This window comes from Pelagibacterium sp., assembly GCF_965249125.1.
In the GTDB taxonomy this organism is placed as follows: Bacteria; Pseudomonadota; Alphaproteobacteria; order Rhizobiales; family Devosiaceae; genus Pelagibacterium.
The window spans coordinates 1015751-1031825 of sequence record NZ_OZ252217.1; the positions used below are offsets into that span (position 1 = coordinate 1015751).

General features: G+C 61.3%; 15 protein-coding genes. 8 read left to right on the forward strand and 7 right to left on the reverse strand.

What is annotated here, in order from left to right; genetic code table 11:
- The first annotated feature begins 35 nt into the window (after positions 1-35).
- Positions 36-984, forward strand: a protein-coding gene (locus tag ACP148_RS04990) for an IS630 family transposase (RefSeq protein ID WP_421951492.1) whose coding sequence is annotated in 2 segments (ribosomal slippage) — positions 36-371 and positions 373-984 — 948 coding nt in all. Because the reading frame shifts where the segments join, the coding sequence is not laid out codon by codon here.
- Between the two features lie 338 nt (positions 985-1322).
- Here ACP148_RS04990 and ACP148_RS04995 read toward each other — a convergent pair.
- Positions 1323-1688 (reverse strand): winged helix-turn-helix transcriptional regulator, encoded by a 366-nt coding sequence (locus ACP148_RS04995; RefSeq protein ID WP_421951493.1) that lies wholly within the window; start codon positions 1686-1688, stop codon positions 1323-1325.
- 83 nt (positions 1689-1771) lie between these two features.
- Here ACP148_RS04995 and ACP148_RS05000 point away from each other — a divergent pair, with 83 nt between their 5' ends.
- Positions 1772-2143, forward strand: coding sequence for an MAPEG family protein (locus tag ACP148_RS05000; protein WP_421951494.1), 372 nt, complete (start codon positions 1772-1774; stop codon positions 2141-2143).
- A gap of 269 nt (positions 2144-2412) precedes the next feature.
- On the opposite strand, the gene ACP148_RS05005 is transcribed toward ACP148_RS05000, so the two are convergent.
- Positions 2413-4239: an aminopeptidase P family protein gene (locus ACP148_RS05005; protein WP_425033194.1), complete on the reverse strand. Its 1827-nt coding sequence runs from the start codon at positions 4237-4239 to the stop codon at positions 2413-2415.
- Positions 4240-4379: 140 nt separating this feature from the next.
- On the opposite strand from ACP148_RS05005, the gene ACP148_RS05010 reads away from it, so the two are divergent.
- Positions 4380-4523: a hypothetical protein gene (locus tag ACP148_RS05010; protein ID WP_014131140.1), complete on the forward strand. Its 144-nt coding sequence runs from the start codon at positions 4380-4382 to the stop codon at positions 4521-4523.
- 78 nt (positions 4524-4601) lie between these two features.
- Here the strand turns inward: ACP148_RS05010 and ACP148_RS05015 are convergent, their stop codons facing one another.
- Positions 4602-5471 (reverse strand): 50S ribosomal protein L11 methyltransferase, encoded by an 870-nt coding sequence (locus ACP148_RS05015; protein ID WP_421951518.1) that lies wholly within the window; start codon positions 5469-5471, stop codon positions 4602-4604.
- Positions 5472-5697: 226 nt separating this feature from the next.
- Between ACP148_RS05015 and ACP148_RS05020 the strand changes: the two genes are divergently transcribed.
- The 4 genes from ACP148_RS05020 to ACP148_RS05035 all read left to right on the forward strand — a co-directional run bounded on the left by ACP148_RS05020 (position 5698) and on the right by ACP148_RS05035 (position 9015).
- On the forward strand, positions 5698-5991 hold the full coding sequence (locus tag ACP148_RS05020) for a putative quinol monooxygenase (protein ID WP_421951519.1): 294 nt from the start codon (positions 5698-5700) through the stop codon (positions 5989-5991).
- Between the two features lie 225 nt (positions 5992-6216).
- Positions 6217-7065: an AraC family transcriptional regulator gene (locus tag ACP148_RS05025; RefSeq protein WP_421951520.1), complete on the forward strand. Its 849-nt coding sequence runs from the start codon at positions 6217-6219 to the stop codon at positions 7063-7065.
- Between the two features lie 620 nt (positions 7066-7685).
- Positions 7686-8012, forward strand: coding sequence for a DUF305 domain-containing protein (locus ACP148_RS05030; protein ID WP_421951521.1), 327 nt, complete (start codon positions 7686-7688; stop codon positions 8010-8012).
- Positions 8013-8295: 283 nt separating this feature from the next.
- Positions 8296-9015, forward strand: coding sequence for a hypothetical protein (locus tag ACP148_RS05035; RefSeq protein ID WP_421951522.1), 720 nt, complete (start codon positions 8296-8298; stop codon positions 9013-9015).
- Positions 9016-9220: 205 nt separating this feature from the next.
- Here ACP148_RS05035 and ACP148_RS05040 read toward each other — a convergent pair whose 3' ends face one another.
- The 4 genes from ACP148_RS05040 to ACP148_RS05055 form a co-directional block, all read right to left on the reverse strand.
- On the reverse strand, positions 9221-9922 hold the full coding sequence (locus ACP148_RS05040) for an HAD family hydrolase (protein ID WP_421951523.1): 702 nt from the start codon (positions 9920-9922) through the stop codon (positions 9221-9223).
- A gap of 46 nt (positions 9923-9968) precedes the next feature.
- Complete coding sequence (locus tag ACP148_RS05045) at positions 9969-10901, reverse strand: GGDEF domain-containing protein (protein ID WP_421951524.1); 933 nt, start codon at positions 10899-10901, stop codon at positions 9969-9971.
- A gap of 169 nt (positions 10902-11070) precedes the next feature.
- On the reverse strand, positions 11071-11295 hold the full coding sequence (locus ACP148_RS05050; RefSeq protein WP_421951525.1) for a DUF3072 domain-containing protein: 225 nt from the start codon (positions 11293-11295) through the stop codon (positions 11071-11073).
- Between the two features lie 113 nt (positions 11296-11408).
- The gene (locus tag ACP148_RS05055) at positions 11409-13733 is read right to left on the reverse strand and encodes an ATP-dependent helicase (RefSeq protein ID WP_421951526.1); all 2325 of its coding nucleotides are present in this window, start codon (positions 13731-13733) and stop codon (positions 11409-11411) included.
- 148 nt (positions 13734-13881) lie between these two features.
- Between ACP148_RS05055 and ACP148_RS05060 the strand changes: the two genes are divergently transcribed.
- Positions 13882-16071 carry an esterase-like activity of phytase family protein gene (locus ACP148_RS05060; protein ID WP_421951527.1) on the forward strand — a complete coding sequence of 730 codons (2190 nt, stop codon included), beginning with the start codon at positions 13882-13884 and terminating at the stop codon, positions 16069-16071.
- Positions 16072-16075 lie beyond the last annotated feature (4 nt).

Below are 16075 nucleotides of genomic sequence, written 5' to 3' on the forward strand. Positions count from 1 at the left end.
TTCAAGATGCTGGCTGGAGAGGAGGCCAGCATCTGATGACAGCACCTCTTTCCAATGATCTTCGTAAGCGTGTTGTGGCGGCAATCGAGGCTGGCGAAAGCTGCCGGTCGGTGGCGGCGCGGTTTGGCGTCGCGGTTTCGTCAGCGGTGAAGTGGTCGCAGCGCTATCGGGCGACGGGCTCGGTCGCGCCGGGCCAGATGGGCGGCCACCGCAAGCGGCTGCTGGAGCCGCACCGGGCGTTCATCGTCGAACGTATCAACCAGACATCGCATCTGACGTTGCATGGCCTAAAGGACGAGCTGGCGGCGCGCGGGGTGAAGGTGTCGCACAATGCAGTGTGGCAGTTCCTGCGCCGCGAGGGGCTCCGGTTCAAAAAAAACATTGTTCGCCCTTGAGCAGGCCCGCGCCGACATCGCCCGCAGGCGGCAGCGCTGGCGGTCCTTTCAGACCAGCCTCGACCCGCGCAAGCTGGTCTTTATCGACGAGACCTGGATCAAGACCAACATGGCGCCGCTCTACGGCTGGGGAGCCAAGGGCAAGCGCCTGCGCGGCTTGGCCCCGCACGGCCACTGGCGCACGCTGACTTTCGTCGGCGCGCTGCGCTATGACCGGCTCGTTGCGCCGTGCGTCTTCGACGGACCGATCAACGGCCAGTGCTTCCGCGCCTATGTCGAGCAGCAGCTCTTGGCCGTGCTCGAACCCGGCGACATCGTCGTCATGGACAATCTCGGCTCCCACAAATCGGCCGCCATCAAACAGATGATCCGGGCAGCCGGCGCCAGGCTCTGGTATCTGCCGCCCTATTCGCCCGACCTCAACCCGATCGAGCAGGCCTTCGCCAAGATCAAGCATTGGATGCGCCACGCCCAGAAGCGGACCATCGAGGAGACATGGCGCCAACTCGGCCACCTCGTCACGACCATCGAACCCGGCGAATGCAGCAACTACTTCGCAAACGCCGGCTATGCTTCCGTCAAAACGTGAAACGCTCTAGAGCCGTTCAGGATTTGATTGAATCAAATTCTCGGCTCTAAACCTTTGTTTTGTCGCGTGTCCGAACCGCAAAACCGTTTCCACTTTTGCTGGACACGCTATAAGCGTTATGACGGACGCATACTGATGCCGCCGGGGTGACGCCGTCGGGCGCACCGCAGGTCGGGATCGCCGGCGGTTTTGCTCGGTGCCGTTGCTTGCCGGCCCAATGAAGCGCGCGGCCGACCCGAGCGGTTTCCAGTGTGTCGAAATCCGTTCGCTCAAGATGCCATTTTTTGAGAATCGCGGGCAATTGCACGATTTGTCTGCTGTAGGCGTGCGGTCGCCCCTCAGGCGAGATCGTCCGGTTTCAGCGCGTAGAAGCGCGGGGGCGGCTGCCAGCGACCGGGGATATGGGCTTCGCCCCAACGCGCGAGGTCCTGGATCACCGGCAGCAGGGCGGCGCCTTTTTCGGTGAGACGATAGGCTCCACGGATCGATCCCTGGCGGGGCTGGGCCGCGACGATCAGCCCGGCGGCTTCCATTCGTGTGAGGCGGTCGGCGAGGATGTTGGAGGCGATGCGCTCGGCCTGGCGCGAGAGGTCGGAATAACTCGTCGCGCCCATCGCCATGGCGCGCAGGATGACGAGGGTCCATTTGTCGCCGACGAGATCGAGTGCGGAGGCGATCGGGCAGCCGGATCGGAATTGGGTCATGGGCTCAGCTTAAATTTGTTCTTGCAAAATGCAAGTGCAAATCGCATGAATGTGATCGTCGAGAATCGAAGGGAGAGAGTTCGATGCTTCCGATCACGAGCCTGGCGGGGGCGATCCTGGCCTTCATGCTGGTAGCGCTGAGCATTTCGGTCAGTCTCAAGCGCATGGATGTGGGCACTCATATCGGAATGGGCGAAGACGTCGGCCTGCTGCGCCGCATCCGCGCGCAGGGCAATTTCATCGAATATGTACCAATCGCGCTGATCCTGTGCGCGCTTGCTGAATATCGCGGCGCCGCAGCGGCATGGCTTTGGATGCTCTCCGGATTGCTGCTCGTTGGCCGGGTGGTCCATGCGACCGGCATTCTTTCCGGCATCGCGCCGGTACGCGCGGCGGGGATGGTCGCGACCTATGCCGCGATCCTTACCGGCGCGCTGGCCCAGTTCCTGGCCTGAAGCTCGGCAGTGTCGTTCGAGGGCGGGGCGGCCGTCGCCTTGGAGCCGTTCAGGATCTGATTGAATCAAATCCTCGGCTCTAAACCTTTATTCTGTCGCGTGTCTGAACCGCAAAATCGTTTCCATCCCCGATCGGGTCGAGGACATGCTTTTGCTGGCCACGCTCTAGAGCATTTCAGCGCTTCTTCGAATCGCATCAATTGCTCTAAGTCCTTGTTTTGTCGCGCTTCCGAACCGGATAGGTGGTGCCCACTTATCCTGGAAGCGCTCTAGATCGCCGCCGTCGCCTGTTCGAGCCAGTCGCGTGTCGCAGCGTCGAGGTGGGGGCCGATCTCGCGGGCGACGCGGGCATGGTAGGTATTGAGCCAGTCGCGTTCGGCGGCTTCGAGCATCTCGGTTGCGATCAGGCGCCGGTCGATGGGCGCCAGAGTGAGGGTCTCGAAATCGAGATAGCCCGGGGCCAGTTCGCTTTCCTGCACGATGACGAGGTTTTCAATGCGGATGCCGTATTGGCCCTCAAGGTAATAGCCGGGCTCATTGGACAAGACCATGCCTGGCTCGAACGGCACCGTATAGCGCGGTGAAATGCCCGCCGGGCCTTCATGGACCGAAAGGAAGGCGCCGACCCCGTGGCCGGTGCCGTGGTTGAAGGTGAGGCCGACCTGCCAGAGAAACTGGCGGGCGAGGATATCGATCTGGGCGCCGTTGGTGCCCTTGGGAAACCGGGCGCGGGAAATGGCGATCATACCCTTGAGGACCCGCGTGAAATGATCCTTTTGCTCGGCGGTGACCGGGCCGGTGGCCATTGTGCGGGTGATGTCGGTGGTGCCCGAGAGGTATTGGGCACCGGAATCGACGAGCATTAATTCGCCGGGATTGAGCGTGCGGTTGGTTTTTTCCGAAACCCGGTAGTGGACAATGGCGCCATTGGGGCCCGAGCCTGAAATGGTTTCAAAGCTTATGTCCACGGCCGTCGGTTCTTCTCGCCGGTAGGATTCGAGCATCTTGACGATATCGATTTCGGTCAGCCCGCCATGCGGAGCTGCTTCATCGAGCCAGGCCAGGAATTTGGCAAAGGCAATACCGTCGAGCTTGTGCGCCTCGCGCATTCCCGCCAGTTCGACATCGTTCTTTTTCGCCTTTGGGAGCAAAACGGGATCGCGCTTCTCGATCAGCCTCGCGCCGTTCGAAAGGACCGATTTGACCTGTACGGGCGCGGTTTCCGGATCGAACCAGACGGCCCGGCCCTGTTTGGCAAGATCGGCCAGCGCCGGTTCAAATTCGTCCTTGCCGGTCAGATCAAGGGTGCCGGCCAATGCCGAGCGGTTTTCGTCGGTGAGCTTGTTATCGGCGAGAAAGAGAGTTGGCCTGCCTTCGGCGGGAACGATGGCAAAACCGAGAACGAAGGGATTGTGTGGCACGTCGCGGCCGCGGATGTTGAACAGCCAGCACAGGGATTCAGGCAGGGTAAGAACCACGGCGCCAGCATCCTCCTTCGCCATGGCGGCGCGCAGGTCGGCCAGCTTTTCGGCGGTCGGCTTGCCAGTGCGGTTGGGACCGAGCACTTCGAGCGGGCCATGCGGCGGCGCGGGGCGATCGGCCCAGATCGCGTCGATGGGGTTGGCGACCGGGATGAGCTCAATGCCGGCCTTTTCAAGCGGTTCGCGGATCGATGCCAGACGGCCAGGTGTGTGCAGCCACGGGTCGAACCCGATGCGGGAGCCGGGGGCCAGGTTTTCGGCCATCCAGTCGCCAGGATTTGTGGTTGTGGTGTCGTGAATGGAGACCAGCGCGGTATCGGTTTGGGCAGGGGCCTGGAGCGTATAGCGGCTGTCCACGAACAGGGCGGCGAGATCTTTGGTCACCACGGCCATGCCCGCAGAGCCGGTGAACCCGGTGAGGTATGCAAGGCGCGCATCGCAATCGGGGACATATTCCCCTTGATGCACATCGGTGCGCGGGATCAGAAATCCGTCGATGCCAAGGTCGGTGAAGGTGGCCCGGAGTGCGGAAAGGCGCGGGGCGACTTGAGCGGGATCGGACTTTTCATCGAAGGTCTGAAACCTGGCGTCGGGAATGGCGGCGTGGTCGGGCATGATGGTCTTTCTGGTTAACCGTCCATGCGCTTCCGGCATGGCTGGGTTTCGCTTTGAGGTCTAACTAACAGAAGCGAATGGCTCTATCTATTGTCTCGAGGGCAAAGGTTACCCCAATTTGCCAACCAAGGAGAGATGACATGGTTGAAGACAAGAGCTTCTTCCGCAAGGCACTCGATGCCATGATCGAAGCCCGCAGCCGTGAAGCGGCTCGTCAGGTCGATCGCTATACGCGGATTTACGGGTGTGACTTCGGCACGTCCAAGAAGGGCGCGGCCGAATAGAGTCGCATGGGGCTGAACGGCCCCCCAGCCTACCGTAAGCATGAGCCCCTACGGCCCGCCAGCCGCCGGGGCTTTTTGTTATGCTTTTTCAAGGATCAAGGTCGTCCAGTCCTTGCGCACAATGCGGTCTTTGAGGACCATGCCCTGGCGGTTGTAGGCGGCGACGACGCGCTGCGCCTGGGTGTTGAGCAGGCCCGAGAGAATGATGGCGGCACCGCGACCGGCGATGCGGCCGATATCGGGGGAAAGCTCCACCAGCGGGCCGGCCAGGATGTTGGCGATGATGAGGTCGTAGGGCGCGTTGCCGCGGATGGTCGTGTGGTCGAGACCGGCGGCATCAACGGCGACGATCATGTGCGAGACGCCGTTGATGCGGGCGTTTTCGTGGGTGATGCGGACGGCGAGGGGGTCGATGTCGGAGGCGATGACCGGGATCTTGCGGCGTTTGGCGACGGCGATGGCGAGGATGCCGGTTCCGGTGCCCACGTCTATGGGGCGCATGGGTTTCTTGCGCTTGAGGACACGCTCGATGGCTTCAAGGCAGCCGGTCGTCGTTTCATGATGGCCCGTGCCGAAAGCCTGGGCGGCGTCGATGCGAATGGGGATGAGGCCGCGCGGCAGCGCGCCGGTCTCGTGGCTGCCATAGACGTAGAAACCGCCTGCCGTGACGGGCTTGAGACCGTCGAGCGAGCGCGACACCCAATCTGTATTTTCATCAATTGAATCAATGGCAAAGCCGACATCGCCGCCGAGAATTTCGCGGGCCAGCGCTTCAAAGGCGGCGAGGTCGGGCGGGCTGTCGCAGGTGGCCTGAAACACCCATTCGCCGGTGTCCTCGTTCTCGTGGGCCGAGGCGGTGAGGGCCAGATCGTCGCGGTCCATCACGGCGTCGACAAGGGCGTAGGCCTGGTCCTTTGTGAGGGGGGTGGAGATCTGATCCTGGGGCATTGGCGTCACTTTCGCTGGACTGGCGCGGGTTGTGAAACGGGCACACCGATAAGTCAACATTGGCGATAAAAGCTATGGACTTGAGCGATATTTCGTTCCATGTTTGTTCTAAATTGAAAAATATTCGAAGCCCATGGAAATTTGCCATTGGGGGCAGGGTGCGCGAGTGTTGTTCACCCGGCGGCGTGAGGGCACGCGTTCGCCAGTGCCGGGGTCTGGAGGAAAGATGTATGGATTGATCGGACGGATGATCGCGACGGAGGGGCGGCGCGAGGAATTGATGGCGATACTCAAGGCAAGCGCCGGCGGGCGCATGCCGGGGTGCCACAGCTATATCGTTGCGCGGTGCAATGAGCACAAGGACGGCATCTGGGTGACCGAGGTGTGGGACAATCCCGACAGCCACAAGGCGTCGCTGGAGTTGACGGCGGTGCAGGACGCCATCGCCCAGGCGCGACCGCTGATTGCCGGGTTCGACAACAGGTTCGAGACCGAGCCGGTGGGCGGTATCGGGCTTTAGGCGGCCGGGGTGCGGGCCGAAGCGATTGCGGTGCTGGCCGGGCAGGTTGCCGCGGCATGAACCAGAGGCCGGAGGCGCTGGCAGCGCCGATGGATCCCGGCTTTCGCCGGGAAAGCGGAGGCGGGTGCCGCAGGCATTTCGCCGGCCCGGGTGAAAAGCGCAAGCGCTGTCAAGCCGGGGGATCATGGTTGGCGCAATGGTGGGGCGGTAAAGGCATCAGGGGATATGTCCGTGCGGTTCGTGGGCAAGGTGATCTGGTATATCGAGAGCAATTTCCGCAACGGGGTTGGGCTCGATGAAATCGCCGCCGCCTGCGGGGTATCGCGGTTCCATATGTGCCGCGGCTTTGCGGCGGCAACCGGATATCCGGTCATGGACTATCTGCGGGGCCGGCGGCTGACCGAAGCGGCCCGGCAGCTCGCGGCGGGGGCGCCCAGCATACTCGATGTGGCGCTCGAAGCGGGATACGGGTCCCACGAAGCCTTTACCCGCGCCTTTCGCGACCGGTTCGGCGTAACGCCCGAGACGGTGCGGGGTGGAGGTGCGGTGGATCAAACCCTGCTTGTGGAGCCTATCAGAATGGACAGAGCAAACGAAAATACAATCGAACTGGAAGAACCGCGGCGCGAGCGGGGTGGCAAGCTGACCATCGTCGGGTTGAGCCGGCGGTACAAATATCGCGAGGTTGGCGGCATTCCCGCGCAATGGGTTGCGTTCCAGCCCTTCGAGGGCACGCTGGGGGAGCGAAAGGGCCTCTGGTATGGCGTGTGCGACGGGTTCAACGAGGCCGAAGGCACGTTCCGCTACACGTGCGGTGTGGCGGTCGACACGCCGCGCGATGTGCCCGCCGAACTTGAGGTCATCGACCTCGATGCCCGGCCTTACCTCGCCTTTGTGCATAAAGGGCATATTTCGGAATTGCGGCACACGATGAATGCGATCTGGAGCCAGTACATGCCCGTCAGCGCCGACCAGGCCGATGGCGACGCGCCGATGTTCGAGCTTTACGACGAAAAATTCGACGCCAAGACCGGACGCGGCGGGCTGGAAATCTGGATTCCGATCAAGGGGTAAGGCGAAAACGGCGACCCACGCCACAACGAATAGACGCAGGAACACTCGCCACGAGAAAGGGCATGTCGCTCGACCGGTCACTGCCGCAATTCGTCCCTATATGGTGGCTACCTTCTGTAGCATTGTGAATCGGGTCGACCAGATCCACCCGGACCGGGGCATTGCGGAAGCCCCGACTGTAGAAGATGTGAACGATTAATGCCCCAGTTTACGAAATTGATACTGTTGCCATTTCTCGTCTTACTGAGCCTACTTGTCGCATCCGCGGCGATGAGTTCCGCAAAGTCGTCAGATGGATACGGCACGGTTGCTCATCAGCATGGTGTTGAGAAAGGCGTCGGCACACCACATGGCGAGTGTGCAACTACCGCGTGCTGCCTGCTACCCGCACCAGCACAGCGATCGATGCTCCTGGGGTGGCTGGACGGGCTGGTCAAAGCTTGCCCTGCTCCGCACATGAGTGGAGAAACGCCCCGAGTACCGGCTCCGCCTCCGAAGCGCTTGGTTTGAAGGATCATACCCGTCTGATTTCAAACTAGAGAATACCAATGAAACCTTTGAAAACTTCAAGCCTCGCTCCTCTTTTCGCTGGACCAGCTTCGTTGGCTCGAGCCCAAGGCATGGATCATTCCAATATGGGCAGCATGTCCATGGGCGGTATGAGCATGGGTGCCGAGGCCGTCAGTGCTTCGGGTCTTCCTGACGTCTGTCTGGAGAACGCCGATCACATGGCCTACATGGGCGATATGCACAACGACATGATGGCCGAGGACTTCGATGTCGCCTTCATTTGCGGAACGATACCGCACCATCAGGGCGCACTCGATCTGGCCAATGCGGCGCTCGAATATGCCGAAGATGAATGGGTCAAGGAACTTGCCCTGGAGATCGGCGACACCCAGGAGCGCGCAATCTTTGAAATGCGCGACTGGTTGGAATTGCGATAACGCATCGGCTAGAGCCGTTCAGGATTTGATTGAATCAAATCCTTGTCTCTAAACCTTTGTTTTGTCGCGTGTCCGAACCGATAAAGTGGCATCCACTTTATCTGGACACGCTCTAGCGGACGTTTGGCTCGCCAGCCCAGCCATTCCTCTCTGCTAGAGAGCTATTTCGTTTCACCAAGACAAGTTCGATGTTCATTATAATGAACATCGAAAAGAACCTCAAATTTCTATGCAATAACGTGCCTGCAATGCTTCAGGGCACGCTCAGAGGCGCATGTAAAAAATGCAAGTTCTAGATCTTTTTTCTATCCGTCGCGCAATTTGGCGCCACTTCCTGACGATCATTCTCTCCGGGGTGCTGATTTATCTGTTTTCTGAGGTGCATGGCCGTTGGGATCCGATGCATCGATGGAATAGAGCAACCGCGGATGCATCATTCATTTTGTTGACGCTAACTATGGCACTTGGTCCTGCGAGTCGACTGTGGCCAATTTTCACTCGATTTGTGATTTTCAGGCGCGAGTGGGGAATATATGCCATATTTTTGGCGATGATACACATCGTTATCATTTTGGCTGGTTGGGTTACCTGGGATATCCTCGGCATATTTGGCCTGGCTTTCCATCCGACGCTGGGCCGATATGTCATGGTACAGCATGGTTTTGGTCTGGCCAACTTGATCGGAATTGTCGCGTTTTTCTATGGGCTGGCTCTTATGTTGACGTCCAGCGATCGGGCGGTGCGGTTCCTTGGCGGCCCCATCTGGAAATTCGTACAACGGGGTGCGTATGTACTGTGGGCGCTGATGGCGGTTCATGCCGGCTATTTCTTGTTCATGCACTTTGTCGATTATCATCGTGCCGTCCCGCAACCCAATCCGCTCAGTTGGCCGTTCGTCAGTCTCATTGTCCTTGTCTTGACGTTGCGAAGTGCCGCCTTTTTTCAGGTGTTGCGCCAAGCTCGTCGCGATCGGAAACGAACGCGCCCCTCAGCGCTTAGTTGAGTTGTGCGCTTTGGCAGGCTGACATTCAGCGATGCCAATTCATTCTTCGCAAGCCCTTGTCTCACCGAATGAAATGGTGCCAAAGCAAGAGCTGGTAGACATTGCAGAACCCCGGCGCGAGGAGCTGGGGCAATGTCCAAAGGTCAGCGTTGAATCTGATTTGCCGCGATGTGGGAATCTCAAAACATTAAATCGTCACCACAGCCTAGCCTTTCAGCCGCTCCAGCAGGGGCCCAAGCTCCGCCAATGTTTCGATTTTGGTGAAGCGGGGGAGGTTGTCGGGTTCTTCGGCGCGTTCGTAGTCCCAGGTGAGGGTGTGGGGGACGTAGGTGCCCCAGCCGCCGGCTTTTATGGCGGGGAGGACGTCTGAGCGCAGGGAATTTCCCACCATCATGGCGCGGTCGGGGCCATCGCCGTGGCGGGCGAAGGCGGTGGCGTAGGTTGTGGGGGATTTGTCGGAGACGATCTCGACGGCATCGAAAAAATCGCCAAGGCCGGACTGGGCCAGCTTGCGCTCCTGATCGAACAGGTCGCCCTTGGTGATCAGGACCAGGGTGTGGCCGGGGGCCAGGGCCTCAAGCGTCTCGTGGACGTGGGGCAGGGTGTTGACCGGGTGGCTGAGCATTTCGCGGCCAGCGGCGACGATGCGGCCGATGATGTCGCCGGGCACCTTGCCGTCGGTGATCTCGATGGCGGTTTCGATCATGGACAGGGTGAAGCCCTTTATGCCGAAACCGTAATGGGCAAGGTTGCGCTTTTCGGCTTCGAGCAGGCGGGTGGCGAGGATTTCGGGCTCGGCATAATCGGCCAGCAGTTCGGAAAAATGGGCCTCGGTGAGCCTGAAGAAGTGCTCGTTTTCCCAAAGCGTGTCGTCGGCGTCAAAGCCGATTGTGGTGAGGGTGCTCATGGGCGTTGTTTGCCACGTTCCGGGCGGGAGCGGTAGGGGTTTGGCGTCAGCCGCAAACGCGCGGGGCGGAGGCGGCCTTCTTGGCGGCGTAAAGCTGCCGGTCGGCTGTGACGAACAATTGGTGCGGGTCGAGCTCGGTGGTGCGCGAGGCGAAGGCGATGCCGACCGAAGCGCCGATGGGCAGCAGATCGCCGTTCCACGGGACGGGGCCGAGAAGGCTTTGGGTCAGCAAGCGCAGGTCGCGTTCGACGCTGGCAGGCGATCCGACCGGCGGGAGCAGGACCGCAAATTCGTCGCCGCCGATGCGCGAGACCAGAATTGCCTGCGGGAAGGCGCGCCGCAAGCGCCTGCCGAACGCGACAAGGCAGGCATCGCCCGCGGCGTGGCCCCAGCGGTCGTTGATCTGCTTGAAGCCGTCGAGATCGAACAGGATGAGCGCGCCGACGCGAACGGGGGCCGGCTCGTCGGCGGGGTTATCGAGGAAACGCTGGAACCGGGCGCGGTTGGCAATTCCAGTCAGGGGATCGCATTCGGCCAGGGCGCGCAGGACTTCCCAGCGGGCACGGTCCTCGGTTATGTCGAGCTTCATGCCGTAGAGGGTTTCGGCCCGGCCGTTGACGCTGCGCACGGCGGCGTTGATCCGTATCCAGCGCTCGGCGCCGTCGGGGCGGATGATCTGCGCATCGAGCGAAAAGGCAGAGCAGGTCGCGATGGCGTGCGAGCGCTTGCGGCCGAGCAATTCGCGGGAGGCCTCGGTGTACATGTCGACCGCGATCTGGCGTTCGGGAGCCCGTGTGCCCGAGAGGCCGAACATGTCGAACACGCCGCCGGTCCAACTGAGCGCTTCGCTGGCGAGATCGCACGAAAACGCGCCCATGGGCACGATCGATGCGGCCTGCTCGTAAAGGCCCAGCGTATCGGGCTCCCGATCGCGGTTGCCGGCTGGCACTGAGGGTTCGTGCAGAAGTATGTTCTTCATCGACGCCGTTCTCGGCCGCTCCCCAAATCGGAGTCCAGATTGGCATCGGCGGGTAAAGGTTGCGTTTAGCGCAAAGGTGTTCGCGCCGCTTGTTGTGCAGGAAACAAAAAGGCCCACCACCGATCGGGTTCGGGGCGGGCTTTTTTTCCGACGGGGAAGCCGGGAAGGGTTATCCGTCGAGCTTGCGTTTGAGCAGCCTGATGCGGTTTGCCGCTTCGATGCTGGTGAGATCGTCGGCGTAGGCATCGGGTTCCTCGGCGCGCTGGGAGAGGCAGAGCAGTTCGGCGGCCTGGGAGACCGACATGGGGCCTTCGCCGGAATCGTAATCCTCGTGGTCGTTGACGCGGAAGGCGTCTGGATTTGCTGTGGCAATACCGGGATGAAGGTCTGACATGGGGGAACTCCGCTGGGCTGAAGTGTATGCAGACAAAACACTTTGCTTGGGCCGGCGGTTCCGCGTGTTGATCGATGTCAAAGAGAAATGTCGGAAAGGGCGCGGACGGGCCGCTATCCCCGTTTCACGAAGCTGTCGAGCACCTTCTTGGGACCGGCTTTTTCGAAGTCGATCGAGAGCTTGTTGCCTTCGGCGGCGGTGACGGTGCCGTAGCCGAATTTGAGATGGAAGACGCGTTCGCCGACGCCGTAGGCAGCCGAGGGGCCCGAGGAGCGGGCGATGAGGTCGCCGTCTATGGTGATGGGGCCGGGGCCCTTGCGGGCCGATTGCTGGCGCTGGGCGCGTTGCCAGCCGGGGGTTTCATAGACGGATTCGAAGGGATCGCGGTTGTCGAAGCGGGTCGCGGCGCGGCCGCCATAGGTGTAGCCGCCGTAGGACGAGCCGGTGTCGGTAACCTCGACCACCTGGGCGGGGAGCTCGTCGAGGAAGCGCGAGGGGATGGCGGATTGCCACAGGCCGTGGATGCGGCGGTTCTGGGCGAGGGAAATGCGGCAGCGCTTGCGGGCGCGGGTGATGCCGACATAGGCAAGGCGGCGTTCTTCCTCGAGACCGGCGAGGCCGGATTCATCGAGCGAGCGCTGGTGGGGGAACAGGCCCTCTTCCCAGCCGGGGAGGAAGACCGTGTTGAATTCGAGGCCCTTGGCCGAGTGCAGGGTCATTATCGACACCGCATCGCCGCCTTCGCCGGAATCGCGGTCCATGACGAGGGCGATGTGTTCGAGAAAGCCGCCGAGGTTTTCGAACTCCTCCATGGAGCGGATGAGTTCCTTGAGGTTTTCGAGCCTTCCGGGAGCGTCGGCGGATTTGTCGTTCTGCCACATGGCGGTATAGCCGGATTCATCGAGAATCTGTTCGGCGAGCTCGTAGTGGGGGATGGTGCGCAGGCGGAGCGCCCAATCGTCGATCTGGCGGACCAGTTCGCGGAAGGTCGAGCGCTGCTTGGGCTTTAATTCCTCGGTTTCGATCAGCTCGCGGATGGCGGCCAGAAGGGGGATTTGGGCGGCGCGGGCGGTGTCGTGGACGATCTGCAAGGTGGCATCGCCAAGCCCGCGCTTGGGGACATTGACGATGCGCTCAAGCGCGAGATCGTCGGCGGGCTGGGCGACGACGCGCAGATAGGCCAGCGCGTCGCGGATTTCCTTGCGCTCGTAAAAGCGCGGGCCGCCGATGACGCGGTAATTGAGGCCGAGGGTAATGAAGCGTTCTTCGAATTCGCGCATCTGGAACGAGGCGCGCACGAGGATGGCCATGTCGTCGAGCGGGTCGCCCTGGCGCTGGTATTGTTCGATCTCCTCGCCGATCTGGCGGGCCTCTTCTTCTGAGTCCCAGACAGAGGTTACGGAGAGTTTCTCACCTTCTTCGCCAACATCGGTCTGCAGCGTTTTGCCCAGGCGGGATTCGTTGTTGGCGATCAGGTGGGAGGCGGCGGAGAGGATGTTGGAGGTCGAGCGGTAGTTGCGCTCGAGCTTGATGATCCTGGCGCCGGGAAAATCCTTTTCGAAGCGCAGGATGTTGTCGACCTCGGCGCCGCGCCAGCCATAGATCGACTGGTCGTCATCGCCCACAACGCAAATGTTCGAGCTGTTAACCCCATCACGGGACTGGGCGAGAAGGCGCAGCCACATATATTGGGCGGTGTTGGAATCCTGGTATTCATCGACCAGCATGTAGCGGAAGCGGTCGTGATACTGGGCGAGGATTTCGGGGTTCTCCTTGAACAGGCGGATACCTTCGAGGAGGAGATCGCCGAAATCGGCGGCGTTCAAAATCTTGAGCCGGGCCTGATAGTCCTTGTAGAGCTTCTGGCCCATGCCATTGGCGAAGAACCCCGCATCGGCGGGGGAGATGTCCTTGGGGAGCAGGCCGCGGTTTTTCCAATTGTCGAGCATGCCGGCGAACTGGCGGGCGGGCCAGCGCTTTTCGTCGATGTTTTCGGCGGCGAGCAATTGCTTGATGAGGCGAATCTGGTCGTCGGTGTCGAGGATCGTGAAATCGGGGCGCAGGCCGACCAGTTCGGCGTGGCGGCGGATCAGGCGCGCGCCGATGGAGTGGAAAGTGCCGAGCCAGGGCATGCCCTCGACCGAGGCGCCGACCAGCTTGCCGATGCGCTCCTTCATCTCGCGCGCGGCCTTGTTGGTGAAGGTCACGGCGAGGATTTCGGCGCCACGGGCCTTTCGCGTGGCAAGGATATGGGCGATGCGGGTGGTCAGGACGCGGGTCTTGCCGGTGCCGGCGCCGGCAAGAACGAGCAGGGGGCCCTCGGTGGTTTCGACCGCATCGCGTTGTTCGGCGTTGAGCCCGGCAAGATAGGCCGGCTCGCGTGAGGCGAACTGGGAGGTGATGGGGCCTTGCGGGCGATGGGGCGGGACGGCTGACATACAGGTTGACGAATCTCTTTTTGTTCTCCCGGCAATATAGGTGGGATAAGGGCAAAAGTATATGCACGGGCCGGTTTGTCGTTGTCACAGAAGTGTTGTCGAGCGGGCCTAAGACCCCGGCGTGGTTTTCACGCATCAGGGGATTGCAATGACCAAACCGACCTTGCTCGCGGCGCTCGCCGCAGGGTTGCTCGCCAGCGCGGCCGTGCCGGCGCAGGCGCAATATTTCAACCGTATCGCCAGCTTTCCGGTGGCGCTCAATACGCCCGATATCGAAGCTGAAGAAAATTCGGCCGAGATCATCACGGCCACCGAAGACGGCATGATTCTGGTTTATTCCAACGCGCTGGTTGGCGGCATCGGCTTTATCGATATCACCGACGTGGCCAATCCGCAGCCGGGCGGGTTCGTGGAACTCGATGGCGGGCCGACTTCGGTTTCGGTGATCGGCGGCAAGGCGCTGGTCAGCGTCGATACGACGGAGGATTTCACCGCGCCGACAGGGTATCTGGCCGTCGTGGACATCGAAACGCTCGAAGTGGACAGCATGTGCGATCTGGGCGGCCAGCCCGACGCCATCGCCCGCAATGGAAACGGATCGCTGATCGCCATTTCGATGGAAAACCAGCGCGACGAGGATTTCAACGACGGCGTGATCCCGCAGCTTCCGAGCGGTAATGTGACCTTTCTCGACGTTGCCGAGGGCACGCCCGATTGTTCGAGCCTGCGGGTGACCGACATTTCCGGGCTTGCCGATATCGCCGGTGAGGATGCCGAGCCCGAATATACCGATTTCAACAGCGCCAACGAACTTGTCGTCACGCTGCAGGAAAACAACCACATCGTGGTCATCAACGGCGATAGCGGCGAAGTCATCAGCCATTTTTCGGCCGGGTCGGTCGATCTTGAAGGCATCGATACCGAAGAAGACGGCCAGCTTTCGTTCACCGGAAGCCAGCAGGCTCGCCTGCGTGAGCCCGACGCCGTGCAGTGGCTGGACGAGGACCGGTTCGTAATCGCCAATGAGGGCGATTATGAAGGTGGGGCGCGCGGCTTTACGATTTTCCACAAGGACGGCACCGAGCTCTATGAGAGCGGCCCCTCGATGGAATATATCGCCGCACAGCTGGGCCACTATCCCGAGGGGCGTTCGGACGCCAAGGGCGTCGAGCCCGAAGGCATGGAAGTGGGCTTCTGGGACGATGAAACCCTGATCTTCGTCAATCAGGAACGTTCCTCGCTGGTCGCCGTCTATCGCGATACGGGCGGTGAGCCCGAATATATCCAGTCGGTCCCCTCGGGGGTCGGCCCGGAAGGCGCGCTGGCCATTCCCTCGCGCAACCTCTATGTCACGGCCAACGAGACCGATCTTTCCGCTGACGGGCTGGCGCCCGCTCACGTGATGATCTTCGAGCGCCAGGACGTTGAGGCGCCCGATTATCCGCAGATCATGTCGGCAATGAACGAAGACGGCACCCCGATCGGCTGGGTGGCGCTTTCAGGACTGGTCGCCGATGCCGATGAAGTCGGCAAGCTCTATGCGGTCAACGACAGCTATCTTTCGATCATGCCGACCATCTATACGATTGATGCGACGCAGAGCCCGGCGATGATTACCGAGGCAATGTTGGTGACCCGTGATGGCGCGGTGGCCGAAGCGCTCGATCTCGAAGGCATCACGCTTGACGGTGAAGGCGGGTTCTGGCTGGCCTCGGAAGGCCGGACGGACCGCGACATTCCGCATATGCTTTATCGCGTGGATGGAGAAGGCGCGATCGTCGAGGAAGTATCGTTCCCCGAGGCGCTGCTGGCCAATGAAATCCGCTTCGGTGCCGAAGGCATTTCCCCGCTCGGTGAGGGCGAGGACATGGTGCTGTGGATCGCCATCCAGCGCGAATGGGGCGACGATCCCGAAGGCATGACCAAGCTGGTTTCCTATAAGCCTTCGACTGGTGAATGGGGTGCCGTGCATTATCCGCTCGAAACCCCGGCCGAAGGCGCCTGGGTGGGGCTTTCGGAAATCACGATCAATGGCGATTACGCCTATATCGTCGAACGCGACAACCAGATCGCGGGCAACGCCCAGCTCAAAAAGCTCTACCGGGTGCCGGTGGCTGAACTGGTCGGTGCCGAGATCGGTGGGGAATTGCCGGTGGTCAGCAAGCAAGAGGTTCGCGATTTCATTCCCGATCTTGAAGCGCTCAACGGCTATGTGCTCGACAAGGTCGAGGGCTTTGCCATCGATGCGGACGGCATCGGCTGGGTCGTGACCGACAATGACGGTGTCGACGACAGCTCGGGCGAGACCAATTTCTGGTCGATCGGCGCCGTGGAATAAGCCT

What these genes read in the sequence shown, in the direction of transcription:
- ACP148_RS04995 (WP_421951493.1), bottom strand. Translation starts at nt 1,688, where the DNA reads ATGACCCAATTCCGATCCGGCTGCCCGATCGCCTCCGCACTCGATCTC.
- ACP148_RS05000 (WP_421951494.1), top strand. Translation starts at nt 1,772, where the DNA reads ATGCTTCCGATCACGAGCCTGGCGGGGGCGATCCTGGCCTTCATGCTG.
- ACP148_RS05005 (WP_425033194.1), bottom strand. Translation starts at nt 4,239, where the DNA reads ATGCCCGACCACGCCGCCATTCCCGACGCCAGGTTTCAGACCTTCGAT.
- ACP148_RS05010 (WP_014131140.1), top strand. Translation starts at nt 4,380, where the DNA reads ATGGTTGAAGACAAGAGCTTCTTCCGCAAGGCACTCGATGCCATGATC.
- ACP148_RS05015 (WP_421951518.1), bottom strand. Translation starts at nt 5,471, where the DNA reads ATGCCCCAGGATCAGATCTCCACCCCCCTCACAAAGGACCAGGCCTAC.
- ACP148_RS05020 (WP_421951519.1), top strand. Translation starts at nt 5,698, where the DNA reads ATGTATGGATTGATCGGACGGATGATCGCGACGGAGGGGCGGCGCGAG.
- ACP148_RS05025 (WP_421951520.1), top strand. Translation starts at nt 6,217, where the DNA reads ATGTCCGTGCGGTTCGTGGGCAAGGTGATCTGGTATATCGAGAGCAAT.
- ACP148_RS05030 (WP_421951521.1), top strand. Translation starts at nt 7,686, where the DNA reads ATGGATCATTCCAATATGGGCAGCATGTCCATGGGCGGTATGAGCATG.
- ACP148_RS05035 (WP_421951522.1), top strand. Translation starts at nt 8,296, where the DNA reads ATGCAAGTTCTAGATCTTTTTTCTATCCGTCGCGCAATTTGGCGCCAC.
- ACP148_RS05040 (WP_421951523.1), bottom strand. Translation starts at nt 9,922, where the DNA reads ATGAGCACCCTCACCACAATCGGCTTTGACGCCGACGACACGCTTTGG.
- ACP148_RS05045 (WP_421951524.1), bottom strand. Translation starts at nt 10,901, where the DNA reads ATGAAGAACATACTTCTGCACGAACCCTCAGTGCCAGCCGGCAACCGC.
- ACP148_RS05050 (WP_421951525.1), bottom strand. Translation starts at nt 11,295, where the DNA reads ATGTCAGACCTTCATCCCGGTATTGCCACAGCAAATCCAGACGCCTTC.
- ACP148_RS05055 (WP_421951526.1), bottom strand. Translation starts at nt 13,733, where the DNA reads ATGTCAGCCGTCCCGCCCCATCGCCCGCAAGGCCCCATCACCTCCCAG.
- ACP148_RS05060 (WP_421951527.1), top strand. Translation starts at nt 13,882, where the DNA reads ATGACCAAACCGACCTTGCTCGCGGCGCTCGCCGCAGGGTTGCTCGCC.